This window comes from Nucisporomicrobium flavum, assembly GCF_016464385.1.
Lineage (GTDB): Bacteria > Actinomycetota > Actinomycetes > Mycobacteriales > Micromonosporaceae > Actinoplanes > Actinoplanes flavus_A.
Map to the genome: position 1 here is coordinate 218542 of NZ_JADMLH010000009.1, position 17318 is coordinate 235859.

Here is a 17318-nt window from a genome sequence, read left to right on the forward strand (position 1 = left end):
TCAGTCGATGGAGTCGTAGGCGGCGGTGGTGAGGAAGTCGGCGAAGTCGTCGGCGAGCGCGACGCGTTCGAACAGCTTGCGGGCGTCGTCGAAGCGGCCGGCGGCCCACACCTCGTCGCCCACCGCCTCGCGGATCTTCGCCAGCTCCTCGTCCTCGATGCGCCCGACGAGGTCGGCGGTGATCGGCGTGCCGTCCTCGAGGCGTACGTCGTTGTGGATCCACTGCCAGACCTGCGACCGGGAGATCTCGGCGGTGGCGGCGTCCTCCATGAGGTTGAAGATCGCGACCGCACCGTTGCCGCGCAGCCAGGCCTCCAGGTACTGCAGGGCGACGGAGACGTTGTTGCGCAGGCCCGTCTCGGTCACCGCACTCCCGGTGGCCGCCACGTTGAGCAGGTCCTCGGCCGCCACGTCGACGTCGGGGCGCTGCTTGCCGAGCTGGTTGGGCCGGTCGCCGAGCACCCGGTCGAAGATCTCCCGGCAGACCGGCACGAGGTCGGGGTGCGCCACCCAGGAGCCGTCGAAGCCGTCCCCGGCCTCGCGCTCCTTGTCCTCGCGGACCTTGGCGAGCGCGACCTCGTTGACGGCCGGGTCGCGCCGGCTGGGGATGAACGCCGCCATGCCGCCCATCGCGAAGGCGCCGCGCCGGTGGCAGGTGGCCACCAGAAGTTCCGTGTACGCCCGCATGAACGGCGCCGTCATCGTGACCGCCGCCCGGTCCGGCAGCACCATCGAGGGGTTGTCGCGGAAATACTTGATGATGCTGAACAGGTAGTCCCAGCGGCCGGCGTTGAGCCCGGAGATGTGTGGGCGCAGCGCCCACAGGATCTCGTCCATCTCGAACGCGGCGGGGATCGTCTCGATGAGCACGGTCGCCCGGATCGTGCCCACCGGGATGCCGAGCGCCTCCTGCGCGTAGGTGAAGACGTCGTTCCACAGGGCGGCCTCGTGGTGCGACTCCATCTTGGGCAGGTAGAGGTAGGGCCCGCTGCCACGGGAGAGCAGCTCGGCGGCGTTGTGGAAGAAGTAGAGGCCGAAGTCGACGAGGGCGCCGACGGCCGGCTCGCCGTCGACGGGCAGGTGCCGCTCGTCGAGGTGCCAGCCGCGCGGGCGCATGACGATCGTCGGGTACGGCCCCGGGCCGAGCTCGTAGGTCTTGGCGTCGGTCTTGAGCGTGATGGTGCGCCGGATGGCGTCGAACAGGTTCTGCTGACCGTCGACCACGTTGGCCCAGTGCGGGGTGTTCGCGTCCTCCATGTCGGCCAGCCATACCTTCGCGCCGGAGTTGAGCGCGTTGATGGTCATCTTGCGCTCGGTCGGGCCGGTGATCTCGACCCGCCGGTCGGTGAGGTCGGCGGGCGCGGGCGGCACGGTCCAGTCCCCGGCGCGGATCTCGGCGGTCTCGGGCAGGAAGCCCAGCGTGCCGCCGGCGGCGATCTCGGCGCGGCGCTCGGCACGGCGGGCCAGCAGCTCGTTGCGGCGAGGACGGAAGCGGCGGTTCAGCTCGGCGACGAACGCCAGGGCCTCGTCGGACAGGATCTCGGTCACGGGCGGCGACTCCCTTCAACGGCGAAGGCTTTCCCGTACCGTATCGGTCCGCGGACCCACCCGCTCCCGGGCTGTGGACAACGTCTCGCCGGGACGGGCGCAGCGGCCCCCGCGGGGAACCGAGGGCCGCTGCCTTTATCACCCCTCCGGCTGGGGATGACCGGAAGAGGTCAGAAGTTGCCGAACGAGTCGCACTTGGCCTTCTGGGTGATGCAGTTGCGTACCCGCTGGGCCAGCGGCTTGGTCTCCCAGGCGTTCATGAAGTCGCCGTGCATCGACGACGCCATGCCGCTGGAGAGCTGGAAGCCGGCGCTGCTGCCGCTGGTCGGGTAGCCGATCACGAACGAGATCGACGGGATCGCGACCGGGAACCTGCCGCTGGCGCAGGTGCCGTCCGGGCCGGTCGGGCCGACGTGCGACTTGTGGTCGGGGCTGTCCAGGTGCACGCCGTCCCAGCAGTCCGGGAACGTCAGCTGGTACGTCAGCTCCGCGGTCTTCGCGCACACCGGCCAGTTGCCGTCGGCGCTGCGGCCCGTCTCGCCGCCCGCACCGGCGCACCAGAACTGTGCGGGGGCGCCCTTGCCGGTGGCGACCTGCTTCTTGGCGTCGCCGGTGATCATCCGGAAGCCCTCCGGGAACGGCACGGTCTTCGTCGGGTCCTTCAGCCGGGAGCCGTAGTAGACGGTGACGCCGTGCGGGTCGACCGGCTTGCCGTTCTCCAGCAGCGTGGGGATCCAGTACGCCGACCGGTCCTCCTTCGGCTCGCAGCTGGTCTCCAGGCCGGCGAACAACGACGCGTTGGTCGAGGCGGCGCTGGTGCTCTTGTTGCCCATGAAGGTGTGCAGGTGCGAGGCGCCGGCCATGCCGGGGAAGACGATGGGGTCGTCGGACAGGCGGTGGCTCACCTTGCAGCTGGCGTTGAACTCGGGCACCCGCACATTGCCGGCCGGCACGGGCTTCGCCACGGTCGCGTTGTACTCGGCGAGCTGCTTGTCCCACTTCGCCTTGTCAACAGGCACCCAGCCGTCCCCCGTGGGTACCGAGGGAGCTGGAGCCGGCGCCGCAGCACCGCCGAGGGTGAACCAGTTGAGGTTCACGAAGTCGCTCTTCTGCGCGCTCTTCATGACGGCGAACACGGTCTGCGCGCCCGCAGGCACGGACTTCGCCGTCGCGGTGACCGTGGTCCACTTCTGCCAGCCGCCCGTACGCGCCACCGGGAACGTCGCGAGCAGCGTGCCGGTCTGCGAGCCGAGGTGCAGCTCCACCGACCCGCCGGCGCTGTTGTCGGAGGCGATCCGGGCGGACAGCGCCGTACCCGTGACCGCCACGCCGTCGAAGCGCAGCCAGTCGCCGTCCGCGAGCCAGCCCACGTTCTTGCCGCCGTCGGCGTCGCCGGTGCCCTCGGTCTGCGCGCCCGACTGCGCGGCGTACGACTCGGCCTGCAGGCGGCCCGCGACGGTGGTCTCGTCGGCGCTGGCGCCCGCGATGTAGACACCGCTGGCGCCGAGGGCGGCGGTCACCGCGCCGGCCAGCACGATATGGGTGAGGCGTCGACGCTTCATCACAATTCCTTCGCTTCGGCAGAGCGTTTCCGCGAAGGAGTATGCGCAGCTCACATGGCTTGCATCAAGGCGCGAAAGAAGATTTCAGAATGGGCCGGAGAAGCGTCGCTGGTCGCCGCCGTACCGTTTCCCGATAACATTTTTCCCGGGCCTGAACCTTAATTCTTCCTTAACCGGGAAGCCGCCCGGCGGGCCCCCCGCGCCAGCGCCTCGGCGTCCGCGTGGACCAGCTCGCCGCGCTCCACCACCGGGCGGCCGCCGACCAGCGCCAGCTCCACCGGCGCCGCCGGGCCGAACACCAGCGCCGCCACCTTGTCGGCGATGCCCTCGTGGCCGAGCCCGTCGAGGCGCCACAGCACGAGGTCCGCGAGCTTACCGGCCTCCAGCGAGCCGAGGTCGTCCTGCCGGCCCAGGCAGCGCGCCCCGCCGATTGTGCCCATCCGCAACGACTCCCGCGCCGTCAGCGCCGCCGGGCCGCCGCGCAGCCGGGCCACGTACAGCGCCTGGCGCAGCTCCTCGCCGAGGTGCGCGGCCTCCTGCGACGCCGAGCCGTCCACGCCCAGCCCCACCGGCACGCCGGCGTCCAGCAGGTCCCGCACGCGGGCCAGGCCGGCGCCCAGGCGGGCGTTCGAGCTGGGACAGTGCGCCACCCCGGTGCCGGTCGCGCCGAGCCGTGCCACGGCCGCGTCGTCCAGGTGTACGCCGTGAGCCAGCCACACGTCGTCACCGAGCCAGCCGAGGCTCTCCGCGTACTCCACCGGGGTGCAGCCGAACTTCTCCCGGCAGAAGTCCTCCTCGTCGGCGGTCTCGGCGAGGTGGGTGTGCAGGCGTACGCCCCTGCGACGGGCCAGGTCGGCGGCCTCGCGCATCAGCCGCGACGTCACGGAGAACGGCGAGCACGGCGCGACGCCGACCCGTAGCAGCGACTCCGGCGACGGGTCGTGCCAGCGGTCGATGGCGGCCTCGGTGGCGGCCAGCGCGGCGTCGGTCTCCTCGACCACGTGGTCCGGCGGCAGCCCGCCCTGCGACTCCCCCAGGTCCATGGAACCGCGCGTCGGATGGAACCGCAGGCCGATCCGCTGGGCCGCCTCGATCTCCGCGGCGAGCACGTCACCGCCGTCGCGCGGGAACACGTAGTGGTGGTCCAGGCTGGTCGTACAGCCCGACAACGCCAGCCAGCCCAGTCCCGCGCCCGCCGCCGCGCCGACCGTCTCGGCGTCGATGCGGCCCCAGATCGGGTACAGCATGGTGAGCCAGCCGAACAGCGTCTCGTCCTGCGCCAGGCCCCGCGTCGCCCACTGGTACAGGTGGTGGTGCGTGTTGATCAGGCCCGGCGTCACCAGGCAGCCGGTGCCGTCGACGCGGCGTACCGAGCCGTGGAACCGGCCCGCGTGGCCGGACCCGACCGTCACGATCCGGCCGTCGTCGCCGACCACCACGTGCCCGTCGGCGTACTCGGTGCCGGCCGCGTCGACCGTGGCCACCGCCGCGTTCTCGATGAGGATCACAGGTACCACTCCGCGCGGGCCGGCGGCGCGTCGTCGCGGGTCACCGTGCCCTCGATCAGGCCGTACGGCCGGTCCCCGGCGATGAACACCTCCCCCGGGTTCGCCAGGTCGAACGGCGACAGGTCGGCGAGGTAGTGGTGCCTGTTCGGCAGCGCCAGCCGGATCTCCGCGATCTCGGGGCGGCTCTCCAGCACCCGGCTGCCCATCGAGAACAGCGTCTGCTGCAGCGAAAGGCTGTACGTGTTGACGAACGCGTTCACCATCGCGTCCTTGGCCTTCTCGAACGACTCCGCCCAGTCCGTGGTGTCGGACAGGTGCCGCCAGCGCGCGTCGACCTCGGTGGCGAGGATGCGGTCGGTGGTCTCGGCCAGCGTCGTGTAGCGGTCGCGGCGGAACCCGTGGAACTCCGACGCCGTCGAGTTCAGCACCACGAGATCCTTCAGGCCGGACACGACCTGCGTGAAGCTCTCCTCCACGGTGACGACGCACAGGCGCGTGAAGTCGCCCTTGCGGCGGAACGAGTGCGGGCCCAGCCGCTCCCAGCCGGTTGCCTCGATCGTCACCCGGGCGCGGACCACCTGCGGCTGGGTGCCGACGAAGTGCCGGGCCAGCAGCAGCGCGAACGCCTCGGGCTGCCCGGCGCCGTGCTGCTTCGCGAACGCGTACACCGTGTTCTTCATCGTGTCGGTCGGCAGGACGCCCGCGTTGTCGCCGGTCAGGTGGGTCGCCGTCAGGTCACCGGACAGCGCGGTGCCCACCGTGAACTCGGTCAGCCCGTGCGTGTCGCCGTCCCGGGTGACCTGCACGAGCCGGGTCTCCGCCTTGCCGTAACGGTTGGGTCCCAGCACGATCGCCACGCGTCAGCTCCCTCGGTAGGTGGTGTAGCCGTACCGGCTCAGCAGCAGCGGCACGTGGTAGTTCCGGTCCGGGTCGTGCACCTGGAACGCCACGGTGATCTCCGGGAAGAACACCTCGCCGCCCAGGTACGGCTCCACATAGAACACCAGCCGGTAGCCGCCGGCCTGCCAGTCGTGCACCGGCAGGCGGTGCTTCAGCCGGCCGTCGTCATCCGTACGCCCCTCAGCGAGCAGCCGCCACCCGTCCGAGTCGCGGCGCTCGAGGCGCACGTACACGTCGCGGGCGGGCTCGCCCGACACCGTGTCCAGGATGTGCGTGGAGATGCGTGCCCGGGTCTCCGCCGCGAACCGCTCACCCGAGCTCATCGAGCAGCCTCTCCAGCCGCAGCAGCGCGATCCGGCGCAGCTGGTCGGCGACGATGGGCCGCTCGGCCGCCTCGTCGTTGCCGAGCCGCTCCCGGGCGGCCGCGAGGATCTCCGCCCGGCTCCGGCCGCTCGCGAAGATCAAAAACACGTGCCCGAACTTCTCCTCGTACGCCCGGTTGGCCGCGATCAGCGCCTCCGCCGTGGCCTCGTCCGCGTCGGCCGCCGCGGACTGCTCCCGGCGCGACCAGGCTGCCTCCTTCGAGTCGCCCGCGGCGCGCTCCCCGATGCGCGGGTGCGCGGACAGCGCCGCCAGCACGTCGGGCCGGCCCAGGTCGCGCAGCGCGGCGTCCGCCGCCGCCACGATCGCCTGCCGGGACGGGTACGGGCGCCCCGCGATCATCGCGGCGACCCAGCCCGGAGCCGCGCACACGGCGGACAGCTCACCCGCGGGCAGGGAGTTGAACGCCTCGACGCCGCCCACCGATCACCCCCTGGATCTCCGCCGACAGTCAATCACAGCCGCCGCGGCCCGTACGCCAGACTTGTCCGGTGCTGATCCCCGCAGACGCCCTGCCGGACCTCCCCGTCCGTACGGCCGTCCCCGACGTGACCGCCGCGCTCGCCGACCGCGGCGCGGCGGTGCTCGTGGCGCCGCCGGGCACCGGCAAGACCACCGTGGTTCCGCTGACGCTGGCCGAGCCGGGCGGCGGCCGCGTGATCGTGGCCGAGCCCCGCCGGGTCGCCGCCCGGGCCGCCGCCCGCCGCATGGCCGCGCTGCTCGGGGAGCAGGTCGGCGCCCGGGTCGGCTACACCGTGCGGGGTGACCGGAAGGTCTCCCGCGACACCCGCGTCGAGGTGGTCACCACCGGCGTCCTCGTCCGCCGCCTGCAACGCGACCCGGAGCTCGCCGGCACGGCCACCGTGATCCTCGACGAGTGCCACGAGCGGCACCTCGACTCCGACCTCGCCCTCGCCTTCCTCGTCGAGGTACGCGCCGCCCTGCGCCCCGATTTGCACGTGCTCGCGACCTCCGCGACGGCCGAGGCGCAGCGCCTGTCCGAGGTGCTCGGCGACGCGCCCGTGGTCGTGGCATCCGCCGCCCTGCACCCGGTCGAGGTGCACTGGTGCCCGCCGACGCAACCGGTCGCTCCACCGCACGGGTTGCGGGTCGACCCGCGGCTGCTCGACCACGTCGCCGCCACGACCCGGCGGGCCCTGACCGACGGCGACGGCGACGTCCTGGTGTTCCTGCCGGGCGCCCGCGAGATCGCGACGGTCGCCGGGCGCCTGGGCGGGGCGGGGGTGGACGTCGTCACGCTGCACGGTCGCCTGTCCGGATCCGAGCAGGACGCCGCGCTGCGCCCGGGCTCCGCGCGCCGGATCGTGCTCGCCACCGCGGTGGCCGAGAGCAGCCTCACCGTCCCCGGCGTCCGCGCGGTCGTCGACGCGGGGCTCAGCCGGGTCCCGCGCATGGACCACAACCGCGGCCTGGGCGCGCTGGTGACCGTGCCGGTCTCCCGGGCGGCCGCCGTGCAGCGCGCCGGCCGGGCCGGGCGGGAGGCGCCCGGGCGCGTGTACCGCTGCTGGTCACAGGCGCAGCACGACCGCCTCCCGGCCCAGCCGGAGCCGGAGGTGGCCGCCGCCGACCTGACCTCGTTCGCCCTGGACCTCGCGTTGTGGGGGCATCCCGACGGCAGCGGCCTGGCCCTGCCCGACGCACCTCCCGCGGGCGCGCTCCAGGCGGCCACGGGCACGCTGCGGGCCCTCGGCGCGATCGGCGCCGACGGCCGGGTCACGCCCCGGGGACGCCTGCTCGCCGACGCCGGGCTGCACCCGCGGCTGGCCCGCGCGCTGCTCGACGGCGCCCCGCTCGTCGGCGGCCGCCGCGCGGCGGAGATCGTCGCCCTGCTGGACTCCGACCGGCTCGCCGACGACCTGATCGCGGCGTGGCGCCGGGCCCGCTCGGGCGACAGCGCCTGGCGGACCGAGGTACGCCGGCTGTCGGCCGTGCTGGACCGGGCGCGGCCGGAGCCGTCCGGCCGGCCGATCACCGACGACCTGGCGGCCGGGCTCGTCGTGGGCCTCGCGTACCCGGAAAGGGTCGCGCGGGCACGGCGGCCCGGCTCCCCGGCGTACCTGATGACGGGCGGGACCGAGGCTGAGCTGGCCGGCGGCAGCGGGCTGGCGGGGACGACCTGGCTGGCCGTCGCGGACGCCGACCGGGCACCGGGCGCACGGTCCGCGCGTATCCGCAGCGCCGCCCCGCTGGACGAGGCGACCGCCCGCGAGGCGGCGGCGACGCTGGCCGCCACCGCGACGGAGATCGGCTGGATCGACGGCGACGTGGTGGCCCGCCGGGTGGAGCGGCTCGGCGCGCTTCCGCTGGCCGAGCGGCGCCTCGACGACCCCGACCCGGCCCTGGTCCGGGCGGCGCTGCGCGAGGGCCTGCGCCGGGAGGGCCTCGGCCTGCTCACCTGGACGCGGACCGCGACGGAGGTACGGCACCGGATGGCGTTCGCGCACGCGGCGCTGGGCGACCCGTGGCCGGACGTGTCGGACGACGCGCTGGCCGCGGCGGACTGGCCGCACCTGGGCAGCGCCCGCCGCCGCGCCGACCTCGCCCGCATCGACGTGGCCGCCGCCCTGCGCGAGCTGCTGCCGTGGCAGGTCGCGGGCCGGCTCGACGAGGTGGCGCCCGAGCGGCTGCCGGTGCCGACCGGCTCCCGGATCCGCGTCGACTACACCGACCCGGCCGCGCCGGTCCTCGCGGTGAAACTGCAGGAGACGTTCGGCTGGCAGGACACGCCGAAGCTGGCGGACGGGCGGGTGCCGGTGGTGCTGCACCTGCTGTCGCCGGCCGGGCGGCCACTGGCCGTGACGGGCGACCTGGCGTCCTTCTGGACCAACGTCTACCCGCAGGTACGCGCCGAGATGCGGGGCCGCTACCCGCGCCATCCGTGGCCTGAGGACCCGCTGATCGCCGAGCCGACGAAGCGGACGAACCGCCGCGCCCGGTGAGCCCGGCGGCACGGCCCCTCCAGCGTCCTAGGAGGCTAGGTGTGCGGTCGTCGCCGGGCCCGGCTGGGCCGGGATGCCGAGTCCCCGCGCCGGCCCCGGCTGCCCGAACAGATACCCCTGCCCGAACCGGCATCCGAGCCCGGCCAGGGCGGCGGACCGCGCCGGCGTCTCGATCCCCTCGGCGATCACCGCGATCCCGAGGTCGGCGCAGATCCGCAGCACCGAGCGGCACAGGTCGCCGGCACGCTCCGCCACGTCCACATCGGTCAGCGAGGAGTCGAGCTTGACGATGTCCACCGGCAGCGAGTGCAGCTGGGCCAGCGCGTTCCAGCCGCTGCCGAAGTCGTCCAGGGCCACGCGTACGCCCCGGCGGCGCAGGTGCTCCAGCACCTCCACGGCGCGCGGGAGGTCCGGGATGCGCAACGTCTCGGTGATCTCCACGACGAGGCGGGACGGGCGTACGGCGTGCCGCTCCAGCGCCTGCAGCACCGACTCCTGCAGCCCGTGCCGGCCGAGCCGGGCGGCGGAGACGTTGACGTGCACGTCGATCGGGCGCCCGTACGCGTTGGCCAGCGCCGCCGCATCCGCGCACGCCCGCTCCAGCACGAAGTCGTCGATGCCCGCGACCAGTCCGGTGCGTTCGGCGACGGTCACGAACACGTCGGGGTCGACCGGCCCCGCCACCGGGTCGGTCCACCGGGCGAGCGCCTCCACGGCCACCACCGCGCCGTCGGTGAGCCGCACGATGGGCTGGTAGTGCACCTCGAAGCCGTGCTCGGCGGGATCGCCGGACAGCGCGCGGGTCAGCAGGTGCGGCAGGTCGGCGTTGGGGCCGCCGTCCGCCGCCCCGGAGTAGCGGGCGAGGTCGTTCTTGCCCCGGCGCTTGCTCACGTACATCGCGGCGTCCGCCCGGCGCAGCAGGACGTCCGCCGACAGCTCCTCGTCGCCCGGCTCGGGCAGCACCAGGCCGAGGCTGGCGCTCGCACCGACCGTGTGGCCGTCGAGCTCGTACGGCTCCCGCAGCGCCGCCAGGATCCGCCGCCCGGCCTCCTCCGCCTCCGGCCCGCGCCGCTGGAGCAGCACCGCGAACTCGTCGCCGCCCAGCCGCGCCACCACGTCCTCGGGCCCGACGCAGGCGAGCAGGCGTTCCGCGACCCCGCGCAGCAGCCGGTCGCCCACGGCATGGCCGAAGCCGTCGTTGATGAGCTTGAAGTCGTCGAGGTCGGCGAAGAGCAGCGCCACCGGCACGCCCTTGAACCGGTACGCGTCCAGCGCCAGCACCAGCCGCTCGCGGAACAGCGCCCGGTTGGCCAGGCCGGTCAGCGGGTCGTGGTACGCCTGGTGGTGCAGCCGCTGGCGCCCCTCGGACACCCGCGCGAGCAGCACGGTGTTGTCCACGATGGTGAACATCTGCCGGGCCACGACCAGCCCGAGGCCCAGCCAGCCCAGGTACGCCTCGTACGAGGTGAGCTGCCCGCCGGTGCCGGTGCGGACGGCGATCACGATGCCGGTGGCGACCACGGGCACGTACGGCAGCAGCAGGTGCAGCCACTCCGCGTCGGACCGGTCCGGGGCCGCCGTCTCGCCCAGCCCGGTGTTGCTCCACGCGGCCAGCGCCAGCAGCGCGGGTCCGGCCAGGTAGCCGGCGGACTCGATCGGGTCCGGCCCGCCGGCGCTGAGGTGCAGCAGCCGCAGCGTGTCCGACCAGCCCAGCGCGGCCATGGCGAGCACCATGAGGCGCAGCGGCACCCGCCCGGCGCGCGACGACGGCCGGGTGGTGAGCAGCAGCAGCCCGGCAACGATGATCACCAGGTCCACGACCGGGTACGCCGCGGCCACGCCCACGACCCACGGGTTCTGCCCGGCCTCGTCGAAGAGCCGCCCGGGCACCGCCGACCAGACGAGCGCGAGCAGCGAGCCGCCGATGAGCACGCTGTCGATGAGCAGCACGACGCGGTCGCGGCGCAGCGAGGACTGGGCCGGCCGGGGCAGCGCCATCGATCCGGCCAGCAGCGCGGCGAGCGTGAACAGCGGCAGCGTCAGCAGGCCGATGTCGGCGATCGTGGCGGTCGCGCCCCACTCCGGCCGGAACACGTCGCGGATCGTCCACCACAGCCGGGCGAGCGCCCACGTCGCCAGGCCCACGCCGAGCAGCAGCCGCCAGCGCGCCCGCGGCCCGGCCCGGTCCCGGGCGGCGGTGAGGCAGGCGTACGCGGCCAGCGCCCCGGCCGCGAACTGGGCGGCGTCGCCGTACAACCGCTGTGCGGAGCCGGGCGGTACGGCGTACGCGCCGACGGCCGTGACGGCGGCGACGAGCGCCAGCGCCACGGCCAACCGCACGGACAGCCGTCCCGTCGTCATCACCACCTGCTGCGCACCGTTGTTCGAGCCGATCGCGGCCGGCCCGCCGACGCACGATCGCAGTAAGGTACCGCAGCCCCGGCCACCTGCAAGAAGGATGAGCCGCGCGGCTCGCGTCCGGGTCAGTCCCCGAGCGCGAGATCGGCGACGATCACCGTGACGTTGTCCGGGCCGCCGCCCTGCAGCGCGAGGTCGACGAGGCGCTCGGCGCAGCTTTGCGGGCCGTCGCAGGCGAGCAGCTCGGCCTCTATGCCCTCGGCCGGCACGACCGTGGTCAGGCCGTCGCTGCACAGCAGCCAGCGGTCGCCGGGCTCGGGCTCCACGATCACGTACGACGGGCTGACCGGCTCGCCCTGCAGCGCCTGGGTCACCACCGCGCGCCGCGGGTGGCTGCCCGCCTCCTCGGGCCGGATCAGCCCCTGGTCGACAAGCATCTGGACGTACGTGTCGTCCTTGGTCAGCTGGTTGAGCCGGCCGTCGCGCAGCAGGTACGCCCGGCTGTCGCCGACGTGGGCGAGGGCGGCCCGGTCGCCGGAGAAGATCACGGCGGTGAGCGTGGTGCCCATGCCCTGCAGGGCCGCGTCGCCGGCGACGGTCTCGGCGATCCGCCCGTTGGCGACCTCGAGCGCCTTGTGCAGGGCGTCCATCTGGTGGTCGTTGTCGATCGGCACGTCGAGCGACGCCATGGCCTCGACGGCGATGCGGCTCGCCACGTCACCGGCGGCCATTCCGCCCATGCCGTCGGCCACGACCAGCAACCGGTCACCGGCGTAGTAGCAGTCCTGATTGCTGCTTCGCACGTGGCCTCTATCGGTGACGGCCGCCCACCGCAGGTGCAAGGTCATGGCGTGCAGCCTGCCAGGTCGGGTCCAGCCTGTCTGCACGTGGTCGGCGGCGCGCCGCCACAAGTGCTCACCAACTGCGAAAACGCCACCGTCAACGGGGGTTCAGCGGCCGGCCGAGGCAGCGCGGGTCGACGCCGGTCACCGGCCGGGTCGGCGCGGCCCACCCCAGCGCCGACTGGTCGACGGGCCATCCTCGTACGGTGATCCGGCTCTGCTGGGGGCGTACCGGCTCGGGGCACAGCGTCTTGGAGAGCACCTGCGCGTTGGGGATGAACACCACCTCGCCGCCGCGCTGCAGCATCGTGGTGGCGGTGTCGTCGACGGTGATCAGCTGCCCGCGGACCACCTGGACCGCCGCGGTGCCGTCCCGGATCTCGACGGCGCTGTTCGGCAGCACCGGCGCCCGGAGGAACACCACGCCGATGACGAACGGGGCGACCAGCGCCGCGCCGACGGCCGGCCAGTGCGTCGCGAGGCGGGCGGCGCGCGGCGGCACCGGCCCGGTGAGCAGCCAGCCGAGCAGCGGGGGCACGCCCAGCAGCACCGCCGTGCCCGTCTCCCCCACCGACAGCGCCGCGCGGATGCCGGGCCAGACCCACAGCAGCACGAGCAGGCCGATCGCGGCGGGCACCACGAGTGTCGTGAAGGTGAGCATCCGGCGCTCGCCCGGGTACCGCTGCACGGCGGTCAGCCCGAGGATCGCCACGACCAGCATCAGCAGGGCGGGCAGCATCCGCATCTGCCACGTGAAGCCCGCCAGGCCGATGGCCAGCAGCACCACCCAGTCGGGCATCCGCAACGCGGTCAGCGCGAGCAGGGAGCGCCGCGCGGCCTCGTCCGGGTCGGCGGAGCTGACGAGCAGGATGCCACCGAGCGTACGCAGCACCAGGACCACCGCCGGCACGGTCCAGATCAGCGTGATGACCAGCGCGCTGATCATGCCGAGCGGGCTGATGTACTGCACCAGCAGCAGCATCGTGGGCAGGTCCTGGCGGCTCAGGTACCAGAGCCGGAGCACGAGCAGCACCAGCGGAAAGGCCGGCAGCGCGGTGAACAGCCAGTTCAACTGCGTCCGCCGCAGCCGCGGCCGGCGGTTGACAATCTGCACGGCGGTCATGGGGTGAGGTTCTCCCAGGGCAGTTCACGCACGTCGGGCCGCGACGTGAACGGCTGCTGCGGGCGTGCGAGCGGGACCCGCTTGTTCTCCGGATCCACGTTCGCGGCGAGCTCGGGCCGGATGTTGTTCTCGTAGGCCAGCTCCCAGCGGGAGTCCTTCGGGTCGGCGTAGGACCGGTAGAGCGTGAGGTCGACCAACTTCTTCAACGCCACGTTGTCACCGACGTTGACACCCCAGGCCTCGGTCTTGTCGTAGCCGAGATCCCAGTGGTCGTACTTGCCCGGGTCCTTCGCCTTGTACCCGCCGAGGATCGCGGCGTCGGTGCTCACCGCGTCGGCCGTTCCCTTGTCCAGCTCGGCGAAGCATTGCGACACCCGGTTGCGCCCCATCAGCTTCGCGCCGGACGCCGCAGCGGTCTTCGCGCTGGTCGAGGCCGACAGCGTGCAGACCGTCTTGTCACGGAACTCCTCGAGGCTTGCCACCTTGGCGTGACCTTTGAGAGTGATCACCGACTGCTCGGTGTGCAGATACGACTGCGAGAACGTGACGTTGGGCTCGTCCTCGCGTTCCTTGGTGATGCTGTAGCTGGCGATCACCATCTTCACCGGCACCGGCTCGCCCTTGAGGTCCGCGGCCTCCATCCGGGCGCGGTCCTCGCTCTCGATGCCGTAGAACTGCACCTCCTCGCGGCGGAACCCGAGATCCTCGGCGATCATGTACGCGATGTCGATGTCGAACCCGCTCCAGCTGCCGTCCGGCTTGCGGTACGCGATCCCGGGCTGGTCGTCCTTGACGCCGATCGGCAGCGTCCGCCATTCGTCGACGCCGGACGCCCGGCGCAGGTCCTCGACCGACGACGACCCCACGTGGAACAGCCCCACCCACGAGAACGCGAGCACCAGGGCGATCACGACGCCGACCGCCCCCAGCCGCCATGGCGCGAGCGAGGCGCCCCACGTCCGGAGCACCTCGTCAGGGCGCGCGAAGGTGCGCCGCAGGCGGGTCAGGGCCCGTTCGCCGCGCCGCTCCCGGGCACCCAGCGAGCGCCTCGGTGTGCTCCGCTGCCGCGGCGGGCGGCGTACGACCACCTTGCGGACCCCCGCCGCCTGCTCCCCCGCCGGGCCCCCGCCCAGCGCTTCACCGCGGCCGTCACCCGCGTGCGCGTCGTCCATCGTCGACACAGAACTCCCGTCCCCATTCCGGAGCGACCATCGTGCCGGAGGAAGGTCACGGAACGGGGTCGGCGGTCCCGTACGCGACACCGGGCCGGCACCGGCTCAGCCGCCCGGCGGTCAGCCGCAGCCCCCGGCGCGTGCCGTACCGCCGGACCGCCTCCAGACCGTACGCGCTGCAGGTCGGCGTGTAGCGGCAGCGGGTGGGCAGCCGCGGGGACACCCGGCGGTACCCGCGGATCGCGGCGCTCACGGCCCGCGCGGACGCCGAGCCGGGCGCCTCCTCCGGCCGCCCGAAACGGGCGACGAGCAGCAGCATCGAACTGATCAGACCGAAGTCGCAGAACGGGAGATCACAGACATCGCAGATGGCGCAATCGCAGCCGTCGTACCACTTGTTGCGCTTGTTGCGCTTTTTCCGCCCCCACATGATGACCATGGTGGCGCATGGCTGCGACAAGTTCGGGTACCCCCGCCCGCATGAGGATCGGGCGTGCAGTGGCGGCGGCAGGCGCGGTCGCCGTCGGGGTCCGGATCGCGCACTCGCGGACCCGCCGTTTCCTGCATCCGGACGGCCGGTCGTTCACCGGCGAGCTCGAGGTGTGGGGCCTGGGGGCGCCGGCCGGTGCCGCGCTGCTCGACCGTCCGGGCCGGCACCCCGTGACGCTGCGGATCTCGAAGGGCGCCGGCACGCCACCGGGCTACCCGGACGTGCTGGGCGTCGCCGTGCGGGTGCACGGGCCGGTCGCCGGTCACCGCTGCGACCTGCTGTTCTCGACGGCCGGGCGGGGACGGTGGCTGCGGCACGTGCCGACGCTGCGGCGCAGCTTCGACACCGTGTACGGCACGATCGTCGCGTACCGTACGGCCACCGGACGCAAGCTGTACCTGAGCGTCCAGCCGGACCTCGACGGCGCGGCTCTGGGCCGTACGCTCGAATCGGTCGTCGCCGCGGCGGACGGAGACGGCGCGCAGCTGCTGCTCGGCGCGGCCGACGGCGACGCGGCGGTCCGGCTCTTCGGCCGCGTCCGGTTCGGGCAGGAGCTCGCCGCCCGCGCGGACGCCGAGCTGGCGTTCGACCCGGTCCGCAACGCACCGCGCGACCTGCACCCCACCGGCTTCATCCACGCCTCCCGGGCGGTGGCCTACCGGCTCGGGCAGAAATGGCGCGGTGCGCGCCCCGCGGACTCGAACCCGGCCGCGGTGGCGCGCACCAGCGCGCACAGGTAATTACCTCGCGTAGACCACCGCGGCGGTCTCGGCCGGGAGCTCGATGCGGTCGCGCTGCAGCACCACGCCCTGCTCGGTGGCCAGCAGCACCCGGCTCGGCACCGACCGCAGGCTGACCGTCTGCGGCACGCCGGCCAGGTTCGCCGCCACGATGCAGCGGCCGCGGCGCATGACCACGTACTGGTCGCCGTGCCAGACCTCGACCCGGTCCAGGCGCGGGTCGGACAGGTCGGCGTGCTCGCGGCGCAGCGCGATCAGCCGCTTGTGCAGGTCGAGGATCTCCGCGTGGCCCGGCTTGTCCCGTTCCGCCCAGTCCAGCTTGGAGCGCTCGAAGGTCGCCGGGTCCTGCGGGTCCGGCACCTCCGCCTCGGCCCAGCCGTGCTCGGCGAACTCCCGCCGGCGCCCGGTCTGCACCGCCTGGGCCAGCTCGGGCTCCGGGTGGCTGGTGAAGAACTGCCACGGGTTGCTCGCCGCCCATTCCTCGCCCATGAACAGCATGGGCGTGAACGGCGAGGTCAGCAGCAGCGTCGCCCCGACCCGGAGCAGGCCCGGCGACAGCGTCGCCGAGAGCCGGTCGCCGACCGCGCGGTTGCCGATCTGGTCATGGTTCTGCAGGTACGCGACGAAGCGGTGCCCCGGGACCCGGGCGCGGTCCACCGGCCGGCCGTGGTGGCGCCGGCGGAAGCTCGACCACGTGTTCGCGTGGAAGAACGCGCCGGTCAGCACCGTCTCCAGGCACTCGAGCGAGCCGAAGTCACCGTAGTAGCCCTGCCGCTCGCCGGTCAGCAGCGTGTGCAGGGCGTGGTGCACGTCGTCGTCCCACTGCGCCTGCAGGCCGTACCCGCCGGCCTCCCGCGGGGTGATCAGCGTGGGGTCGTTGAGGTCGGACTCGGCGATCAGCGACAGCGGCCGGCCGAGGTGCGTCGACAGGCTCTCCACCTCGGCGGCCAGCTGCTCGAGCAGGTGCACCGCGTTGTGGTCGACCAGGGCGTGCACAGCGTCCAGGCGCAGGCCGTCGATGTGGTAGTCGCGCAGCCAGGAGAGCACGCTGTCGATGATGTAGCGGCGTACCTCGTCGGACAGCGGGCCGTCCAGGTTGACCGAGGCGCCCCACGGGTTCGCGCCGGCCGTGCTCAGGTACGGCGCGAACATCGGCGCGTACGCCCCGCTCGGTCCGAAGTGGTTGTAGACGACGTCCAGCACGACGCCGAGCCCCTTGGCGTGGGCCGCGTCGACGAAGCGCTTCAGCCCGTCCGGGCCGCCGTACGCCTCGTGCGGCGCGTACCAGCAGACGCCGTCGTAGCCCCAGTTGTACTCGCCGTTGAAGGAGTTCACCGGCAGCAGCTCGACCAGGTCGACGCCGAGCTCGACGAGATGGTCCAGCCGCTCGATGGCGGCGTCGAACGTGCCCTCCGGCGTGAACGTGCCGACGTGCAGCTCGTACAGGACCGAGCCGGGCAGCTGACGGCCGGTCCAGGCGCCGTCCGACCACCCGAAGGCCGAGTGGTCGTAGACCCGGCTGGGGCCGTGCACGCCCTCCGGCTGCCACCGCGACCGCGGGTCGGGCAACGGGGTGTCGTGGTCCGCGAGCACGTACGCGTAGTCGGTCCCGTGCCCGGCGTCGGGCACGTCGAGCCGCCACCACCCGTCGTCGCCGCGTTCCATGTCGCGATCAGTCCCGCCGATGCGCAGTTTGACCGTCTTCTCGGGGACCCACACCTCGAAGAGACTCAT

Annotated in this window: 14 protein-coding genes; 2 read left to right on the plus strand and 12 right to left on the minus strand. The window is 73.4% G+C overall.

Annotated elements, in window-relative coordinates:
- From aceB to uraD, 6 genes are all read right to left on the minus strand, one after another.
- Positions 1-1548, minus strand: coding sequence for a malate synthase A (gene aceB / locus IT780_RS22745; protein ID WP_199513641.1), 1548 nt, complete (start codon positions 1546-1548; stop codon positions 1-3).
- A gap of 170 nt (positions 1549-1718) precedes the next feature.
- Positions 1719-3110: a DUF1996 domain-containing protein gene (locus IT780_RS22750; protein WP_199513642.1), complete on the minus strand. Its 1392-nt coding sequence runs from the start codon at positions 3108-3110 to the stop codon at positions 1719-1721.
- 158 nt (positions 3111-3268) lie between these two features.
- Complete coding sequence (locus tag IT780_RS22755) at positions 3269-4618, minus strand: 8-oxoguanine deaminase (protein ID WP_199513643.1); 1350 nt, start codon at positions 4616-4618, stop codon at positions 3269-3271.
- Complete coding sequence (gene pucL, locus IT780_RS22760) at positions 4615-5475, minus strand: factor-independent urate hydroxylase (protein WP_199513644.1); 861 nt, start codon at positions 5473-5475, stop codon at positions 4615-4617. Before pucL ends, IT780_RS22755 begins: the two co-directional genes overlap by 4 nt.
- Positions 5476-5478: 3 nt before the next feature.
- Positions 5479-5841, minus strand: coding sequence for a hydroxyisourate hydrolase (gene uraH, locus IT780_RS22765; protein ID WP_199513645.1), 363 nt, complete (start codon positions 5839-5841; stop codon positions 5479-5481).
- Positions 5828-6322: a 2-oxo-4-hydroxy-4-carboxy-5-ureidoimidazoline decarboxylase gene (uraD, locus tag IT780_RS22770; protein ID WP_199513646.1), complete on the minus strand. Its 495-nt coding sequence runs from the start codon at positions 6320-6322 to the stop codon at positions 5828-5830. Before uraD ends, uraH begins: the two co-directional genes overlap by 14 nt.
- A gap of 74 nt (positions 6323-6396) precedes the next feature.
- Here uraD and hrpB point away from each other — a divergent pair, with 74 nt between their 5' ends.
- A complete protein-coding gene (gene hrpB, locus IT780_RS22775; protein ID WP_199513757.1) occupies positions 6397-8859 on the plus strand; it encodes an ATP-dependent helicase HrpB in 2463 nt (820 codons plus the stop codon).
- Positions 8860-8886: 27 nt separating this feature from the next.
- On the opposite strand, the gene IT780_RS22780 is transcribed toward hrpB, so the two are convergent.
- From IT780_RS22780 to yidD, 5 genes are all read right to left on the minus strand, one after another.
- A complete protein-coding gene (locus IT780_RS22780; RefSeq protein WP_199513647.1) occupies positions 8887-11220 on the minus strand; it encodes a putative bifunctional diguanylate cyclase/phosphodiesterase in 2334 nt (777 codons plus the stop codon).
- Positions 11221-11342: 122 nt separating this feature from the next.
- Positions 11343-12065, minus strand: a complete 723-nt coding sequence (locus tag IT780_RS22785) for a PP2C family protein-serine/threonine phosphatase (RefSeq protein WP_199513648.1) — start codon at positions 12063-12065, stop codon at positions 11343-11345.
- A 91-nt stretch (positions 12066-12156) separates the two neighbouring features.
- A complete protein-coding gene (locus tag IT780_RS22790; protein ID WP_199513649.1) occupies positions 12157-13182 on the minus strand; it encodes a hypothetical protein in 1026 nt (341 codons plus the stop codon).
- Positions 13179-14354: a transporter substrate-binding domain-containing protein gene (locus IT780_RS22795; protein ID WP_199513650.1), complete on the minus strand. Its 1176-nt coding sequence runs from the start codon at positions 14352-14354 to the stop codon at positions 13179-13181. Before IT780_RS22795 ends, IT780_RS22790 begins: the two co-directional genes overlap by 4 nt.
- 55 nt (positions 14355-14409) lie before the next feature.
- The gene (gene yidD / locus IT780_RS22800) at positions 14410-14784 is read right to left on the minus strand and encodes a membrane protein insertion efficiency factor YidD (protein WP_233413305.1); all 375 of its coding nucleotides are present in this window, start codon (positions 14782-14784) and stop codon (positions 14410-14412) included.
- A gap of 50 nt (positions 14785-14834) precedes the next feature.
- Between yidD and IT780_RS22805 the strand changes: the two genes are divergently transcribed.
- Complete coding sequence (locus IT780_RS22805; RefSeq protein WP_199513652.1) at positions 14835-15584, plus strand: hypothetical protein; 750 nt, start codon at positions 14835-14837, stop codon at positions 15582-15584.
- Here IT780_RS22805 and treZ read toward each other — a convergent pair whose 3' ends face one another.
- Complete coding sequence (gene treZ / locus IT780_RS22810; RefSeq protein ID WP_199513653.1) at positions 15585-17318, minus strand: malto-oligosyltrehalose trehalohydrolase; 1734 nt, start codon at positions 17316-17318, stop codon at positions 15585-15587. It abuts the gene before it with no gap.

Coding starts and splice junctions, on each gene's coding strand:
- IT780_RS22795 (WP_199513650.1), bottom strand. CDS start 14,354: ATGGACGACGCGCACGCGGGTGACGGCCGCGGTGAAGCGCTGGGCGGG.
- yidD (WP_233413305.1), bottom strand. CDS start 14,784: ATGTGGGGGCGGAAAAAGCGCAACAAGCGCAACAAGTGGTACGACGGC.
- IT780_RS22785 (WP_199513648.1), bottom strand. CDS start 12,065: ATGACCTTGCACCTGCGGTGGGCGGCCGTCACCGATAGAGGCCACGTG.
- treZ (WP_199513653.1), bottom strand. CDS start 17,318: ATGAGTCTCTTCGAGGTGTGGGTCCCCGAGAAGACGGTCAAACTGCGC.
- IT780_RS22805 (WP_199513652.1), top strand. CDS start 14,835: ATGAGGATCGGGCGTGCAGTGGCGGCGGCAGGCGCGGTCGCCGTCGGG.
- uraH (WP_199513645.1), bottom strand. CDS start 5,841: ATGAGCTCGGGTGAGCGGTTCGCGGCGGAGACCCGGGCACGCATCTCC.
- IT780_RS22790 (WP_199513649.1), bottom strand. CDS start 13,182: ATGACCGCCGTGCAGATTGTCAACCGCCGGCCGCGGCTGCGGCGGACG.
- IT780_RS22780 (WP_199513647.1), bottom strand. CDS start 11,220: ATGACGACGGGACGGCTGTCCGTGCGGTTGGCCGTGGCGCTGGCGCTC.
- IT780_RS22750 (WP_199513642.1), bottom strand. CDS start 3,110: ATGAAGCGTCGACGCCTCACCCATATCGTGCTGGCCGGCGCGGTGACC.